Source organism: Mycobacterium sp. NAZ190054 (assembly GCF_001545925.1).
Lineage (GTDB): Bacteria > Actinomycetota > Actinomycetes > Mycobacteriales > Mycobacteriaceae > Mycobacterium.
This window is the reverse complement of record NZ_LMVQ01000181.1, coordinates 1-7526: the sequence shown is the minus strand read 5'-3', so window position 1 is coordinate 7526 and position 7526 is coordinate 1. Positions and strand designations below refer to the sequence as shown.

At 69.5% G+C, this 7526-nt stretch carries 6 protein-coding genes and 2 pseudogenes; 1 reads left to right on the top strand and 7 read right to left on the bottom strand.

Features of this window, described 5'->3' with window-relative positions; genetic code table 11:
* A partial coding sequence (locus ASJ79_RS31035) for a transposase (RefSeq protein WP_197420215.1) occupies positions 1-310 on the top strand: 310 nt, incomplete at its 5' end.
* A 146-nt stretch (positions 311-456) separates the two neighbouring features.
* On the opposite strand, the gene ASJ79_RS14310 is transcribed toward ASJ79_RS31035, so the two are convergent.
* From ASJ79_RS14310 to ASJ79_RS14280, 7 genes and pseudogenes are all read right to left on the bottom strand, one after another.
* Positions 457-1059: a DUF1707 domain-containing protein gene (locus ASJ79_RS14310; RefSeq protein ID WP_067956221.1), complete on the bottom strand. Its 603-nt coding sequence runs from the start codon at positions 1057-1059 to the stop codon at positions 457-459.
* Positions 1060-1086: 27 nt separating this feature from the next.
* Positions 1087-2901, bottom strand: a complete 1815-nt coding sequence (locus ASJ79_RS14305; RefSeq protein ID WP_067956220.1) for a penicillin-binding transpeptidase domain-containing protein — start codon at positions 2899-2901, stop codon at positions 1087-1089.
* Positions 2902-3025: 124 nt separating this feature from the next.
* Positions 3026-3689: pseudogene (locus tag ASJ79_RS14300) on the bottom strand (GNAT family N-acetyltransferase).
* Positions 3690-3715: 26 nt separating this feature from the next.
* Positions 3716-4579, bottom strand: coding sequence for a GNAT family N-acetyltransferase (locus tag ASJ79_RS14295; RefSeq protein WP_067956219.1), 864 nt, complete (start codon positions 4577-4579; stop codon positions 3716-3718).
* A 55-nt stretch (positions 4580-4634) separates the two neighbouring features.
* Positions 4635-5813 (bottom strand): flavodoxin-dependent (E)-4-hydroxy-3-methylbut-2-enyl-diphosphate synthase, encoded by a 1179-nt coding sequence (gene ispG / locus ASJ79_RS14290; RefSeq protein ID WP_156448444.1) that lies wholly within the window; start codon positions 5811-5813, stop codon positions 4635-4637.
* A 12-nt stretch (positions 5814-5825) separates the two neighbouring features.
* Positions 5826-7064, bottom strand: a complete 1239-nt coding sequence (locus tag ASJ79_RS14285) for an RIP metalloprotease (RefSeq protein WP_067956217.1) — start codon at positions 7062-7064, stop codon at positions 5826-5828.
* Positions 7065-7078: 14 nt separating this feature from the next.
* Positions 7079-7393, bottom strand: a pseudogene (locus ASJ79_RS14280) (1-deoxy-D-xylulose-5-phosphate reductoisomerase); the annotation flags it as partial.
* Between the last annotated feature and the right edge of the window lie 133 nt (positions 7394-7526).

The window sequence follows — 7526 nt, the reverse complement described above, 5'->3', positions numbered from 1 at the left end:
AGGCTGCTGCCTGCGCTCCCGATGCACCACCGCAGTCAAAGGCAAGACCGCCAAAATCTCACCGCACCACGCACTGCAGCAGTCAGCCCGAAAACAGTCACGAAACACACGCTGGCTCAACGAATATCGACAACACCGCCCTATGGTGGAACGCTCGATCGCCTGGCTAACCCGAGGAAACCGAAAAGTCCGCTACCGCGGCGTCGCCAAGAACGACCAGTGGCTGCACCACCGCGCCGCCGCACTGAACCTGCGCCGACTGATCACGCTCGGCCTGACCAACGCCGGCAAAACCTGGGCCTTGGCCTGACACCCAACATCAGGTCCCGTTCGACACCAACACACCCAAGCTGAAATCTCGCCGCCAACCCCGAGCCGGCATCCAGAGCGCACTAACGGCCACACTCCACACCCCCTTATTCAGCAGAGTCCTAGGCGCGCCGGATCGCAGCGGCCTCAGCTCGTGCGCAGCGGGCCGAGGCGCCACGATCTGCGCGGTCCGCGGACGTCGACCGAACCGCACACCACCTTGCCGGTGAGGATGACGTGCGGATTTCCCTCGGCCGGTGCGTCGCGGCGGTGGTCGTGGGCGCTGCCGACATTGACCTCGACGTCGTCGATGGATGCGCTGGCGCCGTCGGGCAGTCTCAGGTCCAGGCCGCCGAACTTCAGGTCGAGCTCGATGACCACGATCGGCCCCGCGAACCGAGCCCGGGTCAGGTCGAGGTCCACCGAACCCATGCGCCGGTGCAGCGCCAGCCGCGACGGCACCACCCACTCGCCCTGACGCTTGAGCGATCCGAGAACGCCCCGTAGTTCGACGCGGTCAGCCGCGGACGTCACGATCGCCCCCGGGCCGGGCAAATCACCGACGAGAGCGTCGAGTTCCGAGCGCAGCCGCGCCTGCGACACCGCGGCCGAGCGCTCCTCGAACTCGTCGATGTCGATCAGCCCGAGCGCGACGGCGTTGTGCAGCCGGCGCAGCGTGCCGTTACGGTCGACGTCGGAGATCCGCATCGCGACCGCGTCGGGTCCGTGACCGTGGTTGATGTCCGTCATGACGGTGTCCACGGTACCGCCGCGGCGTCAGGCCAGATAGTCCGGCGGCAAGGCGTCGAGCATGCCCTTGAGCATCCGTACCGCGTACTCCGAGCTGCCACCGCCCACGATCAACGCGGAGAACGCCATGTCGCCGCGGTACCCGGCGAACCAGGAGTGCGAGCCGCCGGCGAACTCCGCCTCCCCGGTCTTACCGCGCACGTCGCCGGCGCCCTGCAGGTCGTCGGCCGTGCCGTTGGTGACGACGAGACGCATCATCGGGCGCAGGCCGTCGACCACCGCCGGTGAGATCGGCTGGCGTTCGCCGGTGATCCGGGTGTCGCGGCCCTCGATGAGGCGCGGCACCGGGGTGTGGCCGGCCGCGACCGTCGCCGCGGCCAGCGCCATCCCGAACGGGCTGGCCAGCACCTTGCCCTGGCCAAAGCCGTCCTCGGTGCGCTCGGTGAGGTTCACCGTCGGCGGGACCGAGCCGCTGACGGTGCTCAGCCCCGGGATGTCGTAGTCGGGCCCGATGCCGTACTGCGACGCGGCCTGGGTGAGCCCGCGCGGCGGCATCCTGCTGGCCAGTTCGGCGAACGTGGTGTTGCACGAACTGGCGAAGGCGCGCGACATCGGAACGGTGCCGAGGTCGAAGCCGCCGTAGTTGGGCACCGTGCGATGCCCGATGTCCAAGCGTCCCGGGCAGCCCAGAAGCGTGTTCGGCGTTGCCATCTGGCGTTCGATCGCCGCCCCGGCGGTCACGATCTTGAACGTCGAGCCGGGCGGGAACAGGCCCATGGTGGCCAGCGGCCCCTCCCGGTCGGCCGCCGCGTTCTGCGCCACCGCGAGGATCTCACCGGTGGACGGTTTGATCACCACGATCATCGCCTGCTTGTCGGTGATGCCGACCGCGTTCTGCGCCGCCGTCTGCACCGTGCGGTCCAGGCTGATGCTCACCGACGGCGCCGGCTGACCGGGCACCTCGTTGAGGACGTCGACGTCGACGCCGTTCTGGTTCACCGTGACCACGCGCCACCCGGGATCGCCGTCGAGATCCTCGGCGACGGTCTTCTTGATCTCGTTGACCACCGTCGGCGCGAAAGTCGGGTCGGTGGGCACCATTTCGGGCTGCGGGGTGATCACCACCCCGGGCACCGAGCCGAGGGCGCCCACCACCGCGTCGTGGTCGGCCTGGTTCAGCGTGAGCAGGCTCAGCGAGCCCTTCTTCGAGCTGGCCAATTCGGCGAGACGCTGCGCGTCCAGGGTGTTGTCGAACCGGTGCAACGCCCCGACGATCTTGTGGGCGGTGGGCATCAGGTCGGCGCCGGCGGCGTTCGCGTCGAGCGCGAAGTGGTACTTGTAGCCCGGCACCAGCACGTTGGTTCCGGTGCGCTCGTGCACCGAGGCCCGCGGCGGCGCGTCGGCGCGCAGCGCGAACGTCTGGTTCTCCCCCAGCCTCGGATGCAGCCCGGTGGCGCTCCACCGCACCTCCCACCGGCCTTCGTCGCGCACCATGTTCAGCTGGCCGTCGTAGGTCCACGTCCGGTTCTTGGGCAGGTGCCAGGTGTAGCGGTAGGTCACGCTGCCGGTGTCCTCGGCGTACTTCGAGCTCAGGATCTGCGCGTCCAGCCCGGTGGCCTGCAGTCCCGCCCAGGCCTCGTTGAGCGCGGCGCGCGCCTCCTCGGGCCGGTCGGCCAGCTGCGCCGCCGCGCCGGTGTCGCCGGTGGCCAACGCCGCGAAGAACTCCTCGGCGGTGGGTTCGGGCCCGTTGGGCCGCGGGGTGCACGCGCCGAGCGTCAGGACCACCGCGGCCACGGTGGCGAGCGCACCCATACGTGTTGCTTGTGTGAACAGTGTTGCCATTGAGACGAATGTTATGAAGTAACGATCTGATTTCGCCGCAGGCGCACCGGTCCCCCCTCGCCGAACTTGCATTCCAGCAGGCCCTCACTCGCAAAAGCGCGGCCGGAATGCCATTTCGGCGGGATCAGGGGCCGGCGGCGGGTGCGCGGACCACCAGCGGTACGGCCGGGAAGTACGCAGCCATCTCCGAGCGCGACGCGCGCAGTGCGGCGGTGCCGTAGCCCTGCTTGCGGTGGGCCGGGTGGATCCAGACCCGCACGCCGACCTCGCCGTCGGCGAGATCCCCGAAGACCATGCCCACCTTCTCGGACCCGACCTGGGCCACCAGCCACGCGGATTCCTCGGCGGCCATCCGGGCCACCGCGGCCGCGATCTCGTCGCCGAGATCACCTGCGGGAGCGGTTGTTCCGTCACCGGACGAGCGCATGTCCTCGGTGCGGGCGGCGAAGATGTCGCGATCCCGCTCGGGGGCGAACGGCCGCAACATCAACCGGCGGGACCCAGGCGGCCTGCCCGGGCCGGGTGTAGTTCGGCACCTCGCCGTCGAGGTTCGCCAGTTCGGCGGCGATCCGCTGCCGCGAGACCTTGGTGAGCCGGTCGAAGGACAGCCGCAGCACGGCTTCGGCGGCCTCGGCCGATGTGTCGAGCAGCTCGGCCAGCGACTCGATCGCCGCGTCGTAGTCGTCGGAGGCGACCACGGCGTCGAGCACCTCGTGCCGGCGCTCCAACGCGTGCACGAGCGCGGTGGCGATCTCCCTGCGTTCCGCCGTCGCGTCGGGCTCGGTCATGCGTGAAGCGTAGGCGCCCGCCCGGGTCAGTCGAGCAGGACGGTCGCGAACGACGCGATCTCGGTGAAGCCGATCCGGGCGTAGGCCGCCCGCGCGACGGTGTTGAAGCTGTTGACGTACAGGCTGGCGATACGGCCGCTGCCCACGACCGCCGCCGCGACGGCGGCGGTGCCCGCGGTGCCCATGCCCCTGCCCCGCTGATCCGGGTGCACCCACACCCCCTGGATCTGCCCGACCGCCGGGGACTGCGAGCCCACCTCGGCCTTGAACACCACCTCGCCGCGGTCGAACCGGGCCCAGGCCCGGCCCGCGGCGATCAGCCCGGCGACCCGGCGGCGGTAGCCCCGGCCACCGTCACCGACGCGGGGATCGATGCCGACCTCGCCGATGAACATGTCGATCGCGGCGACGAGGTATGCGTCGAGTTCGTCCATCCGCACCGGGCGCACGGCCGGATCGACTGCGCACACCGGCGCGGTGCGCAACGCCATCAGCGGTTGATGCGCACGCACGTCGCGCGCGGGCCCCCAGACGGGTTCGAGCCGTTGCCACATCGGCAGCACCAACTCGGCGCGGCCGACCAGTGACGAGCAACGGCGGGCACTGCTCATCGCCTTGTCCGCGAACGCATTCAGATCGCCGGGGGCGCCGCGCAGCGGGATCAGATTGGCGCCGGCGAAGCACAGCGACTCGGTGGCGCGCCGGCGCGTCCAGAGTTCACCGCCGATGGCCGACGGATCGATGCCGTGCTCGGCGACGCGCGAGGCGACCATGCAGGCGGCCACCGGATCGTCGTCGAGGACCTGCCGGACGGCGACCATGTCACGGATGTCGCGTACCACCGACACCCTTCGCTCGTCTACGAGGCGAAAAAGCGGAGGAGCCGACATCTGGACTCTTTCTGAACTGACCCTGAGCTGGGGCCCCACCCCGTGGGGCCGACTCTCAGCTTACGGTCACAACCGGCGAACCGGTAACACCTTCAGAACCCTGTGCGTCGCCCATTTCCGTACCCATCTCGTCGGCCAGCCGCAGCGCCTCTTCGATGAGGGTCTCCACGATCTGCGCCTCGGGGACGGTCTTGATGACCTCGCCCTTGACGAAGATCTGTCCTTTGCCGTTGCCGGAGGCCACGCCGAGGTCGGCCTCGCGGGCCTCGCCGGGTCCGTTGACCACGCAGCCCATCACCGCGACCCGCAGCGGCACGTCCATGCCTTCCAGGCCTGCGGTCACCTCGTTGGCCAGCGTGTAGACGTCCACCTGGGCGCGCCCGCACGACGGGCAGGACACGATCTCCAGTCCGCGCGGCCGCAGGTTCAAGGATTCCAGGATCTGGTTGCCGACCTTGACCTCCTCGGCCGGTGGCGCCGACAGCGACACCCGGATGGTGTCGCCGATGCCCTTGGACAGCAGCGCGCCGAACGCGACGGCGGACTTGATGGTGCCCTGGAACGCCGGCCCGGCCTCGGTGACGCCGAGGTGCAACGGGTAGTCGCACTGCGCGGCGAGTTGCTCATAAGCCGCGACCATCACGACGGGGTCGTTGTGCTTGACGCTGATCTTGATGTCGCCGAAGCCGTGCTCCTCGAACAGCGAGGCCTCCCACAGCGCCGACTCGACGAGGGCCTCGGGGGTGGCCTTGCCGTACTTCTGCAGGAAGCGCTTGTCCAGGGACCCGGCGTTGACGCCGATGCGGATCGGGATGCCCGCGTCGGCGGCGGCCTTGGCGACCTCCTTGACCCGGCCGTCGAACTCCTTGATGTTGCCGGGGTTCACCCGGACCGCGGCGCACCCGGCGTCGATCGCGGCGAAGATGTACTTCGGCTGGAAGTGGATGTCGGCGATCACCGGGATCTTCGACTTCTTCGCGATCACCGGCAGCGCGTCGGCGTCCTCCTGGCGGGGGCAGGCCACCCGGACGATGTCGCAGCCGGACGCGGTCAGCTCGGCGATCTGCTGAAGCGTCGCGTTGATGTCGTGGGTCTTGGTGGTGCACATCGACTGCACCGAGATCGGGTGGTCGCTGCCGACCCCGACGTCACGCACCATCAACTGGCGGGTCTTGCGGCGGGGTGCCAGGACCGGCGCCGGCGGCGCCGGCATCCCCAGGCCGATGGAGGTCATGAAAGTCATCTCCTACTGGAACAACGTGATCGGGTTGACCACGTCGGCGGTCACGGTGAGCAGCGTGAAGCCCAGCATCACGATGATCACCACATAGGTGAGGGGCATCAGCTTGAGATAGTTGACGGGTGCCGCGGCGACTTTGCCGCGCGTCTGGCGCATCTTGTTGCGCACTTTCTCATACAGCGCGATCGCGATGTGCCCGCCGTCGAGGGGCAGCAGCGGGATCAGGTTGACCGCGCCGAGCACGAAGTTCAACTGGGCCAGGAAGAACCAGAACGCGACCCAGATGCCGTGTTCGACGGTCTCACCGCCGATGCGGGACGCCCCGACCACGCTGATCGGCGTCTCGGGGTCGCGTTCCCCGCCGGTGATCGAGTGCACCAGCGCGCCGATCTTGGTCGGGATCTTCGCGATCGCCTTGCCGAGCTCCACGGCCAGGTCCTTGGTGAACACCAGCGTCCCCGGCACCGCGGTGAGCGGGTTGTACTGCGTCGGCCCGAACTGCGCCGCGGTCACCCCGATGCTGCCGACGTCGACCGGGACGGCGGGGCCGCCGTCGTCGCCGGCGACGTAGCGCTGGCTCGGGGTGACGTCGACGGTGGTGGTGAACTCCCGGGTCTGGCCGTTCTCGTCCCGCTGCACGGTCAGCGCGGTCGGGCCGTTCTGCCGGCGCACCGCCTCGACGAGGGCGTCGAACGTGGCGACGTCGGTGTCACCCACCTTGACGATGACGTCGCCGGCCTGGATGCCGGCGGCGGCGGCCGGGCTGTTGGCGATGCAGTCCCCCAGCTCACCCTGCGTGACTTCGGATTTGATGCACGACGTCTCGCCGACCACGGCGGTGGTCGGGGCCTTGATGTTGGGCAGTCCCCAGACGATGGCGATGGCGTAGATCAGCACCAGGCCGATGACGAAGTTCATCGCCGGCCCGGCGAACAGCACGGCGACGCGTTTCCACGTCTTCTGCTTGTACATCGCGTACGGGCGGTCCTCGGGATCGAGTTCCTCGACCGCGGTCATGCCGGCGATGTCGCAGAACCCGCCGAGGGGCACGGCCTTGATGCCGTACTCGGTCTGGCCCAGCTTGTTGGGGCGGCGTGTCGACCACAGCGTCGGCCCGAAGCCGACGAAGTAGCGGCGCACCTTCATGCCTGTGGCGCGCGCCACCCACATGTGGCCGCATTCGTGCAGCGCGACGGACACCAGAATGGCGATCGCGAACAGCGTCACGCCGAGCACGTACATCATCTGGCGGCCAGTCCCTATCGTCTGCTACCTGCGGGTTCCCGCTCGACGGCGCGACGGGCCCGGTCACGGGCCCAGTCCTGGGCGTCGAGTACGTCATCCACGGTAGCTGGTTCGGCAGTCCACTGGTCGGCAGCGCGCAGCACATGGGCGACGGTGCGCACGATCGCGGGGAACCGGATCCGGCCGGCCAGGAAGGCGGCCGCCGCCTCCTCGTTGGCGGCGTTGTACACCGCGGTCAGGCATCCGCCGCGCCGGCCGGCCTCGCGGGCCAGCGCCACCGCCGGGAACACCTCGTCGTCGAGCGGTTCGAAATCCCACCGCGAGGCGGTGAGTCAGCGGTTGGGTGTGGTGACCGCCGAGGACTGTCCCGGGGATTCGATGAAGTCCTCGAGCAGCTCCACGACCTGGCTCGGCGTCTCGACGTGTGGGGAATGACCCACGCCGGGCAGAACCTCCAGTCGG